The following is a 608-nucleotide window of genomic DNA, read 5'->3' on the forward strand; positions in this document are numbered from 1 at the left end:
GTCTCCAAGGCCGCGGCACGTTGTCAGCTGCCGCCGTTCAATTTCACGCTGCTGCAGAATTCCGGATGCGTGTTGGTCGGGCTGGCGTTCTTGACCTCGTCGGCGCAGGCGGTCTTCATAGCCATCTGGTCTTCGGGCGTCAGCGCCTTCCAGGCTGTGACGAAGGCGTCCTTGCCAACCATCGTCTTCATGCCGGAATCCGTGTAGAACGGCTTCATCTTGGCAGGATCATCAAGAGCGGACGTTCCCTTGTTGGATCCTGCGAGAGCCGAACCGGTGGCCATTGAAAGCGCCATTACGCCAAGACAGATCATCTTGATGTTCATGATTGGGTCCTTCCCTGTTGCTTTGTGACCGTCGAAGCAACGATCAGGCTTTCAACGAAAAACTTTGCCTGGAAGTTCCGGATTTTCAGGCAAAAATTCCCCAAACTGGTAAAAATATATTCAGGAACATCTTGAACGCTTTGCGAAATTCCAAGTTAATCCAGCGCAGTTCCGGAAATTTGCTTGAATCGGCCAAATTTCTCCCGCCGCCATCGCGGCGTGCCACTGGAGTTGGCCAGGCCTGCCGTCGCTTGGACAAACTTCGCGATTGGTGGATGGTTC

General features: G+C 54.1%; 2 protein-coding genes. Both read right to left on the reverse strand.

What is annotated here, in order from left to right; genetic code table 11:
• Positions 1-23: 23 nt before the first annotated feature.
• Positions 24-326, reverse strand: coding sequence for a hypothetical protein (locus EOA36_RS36640; RefSeq protein WP_127281324.1), 303 nt, complete (start codon positions 324-326; stop codon positions 24-26).
• Positions 327-411: 85 nt separating this feature from the next.
• On the reverse strand, positions 412-608 hold a 197-nt coding region (locus EOA36_RS37900), incomplete at its 5' end, for a hypothetical protein (protein ID WP_210212454.1).

The organism is Mesorhizobium sp. M8A.F.Ca.ET.021.01.1.1 (genome assembly GCF_003998025.1).
Classification (GTDB): Bacteria; Pseudomonadota; Alphaproteobacteria; order Rhizobiales; family Rhizobiaceae; genus Mesorhizobium.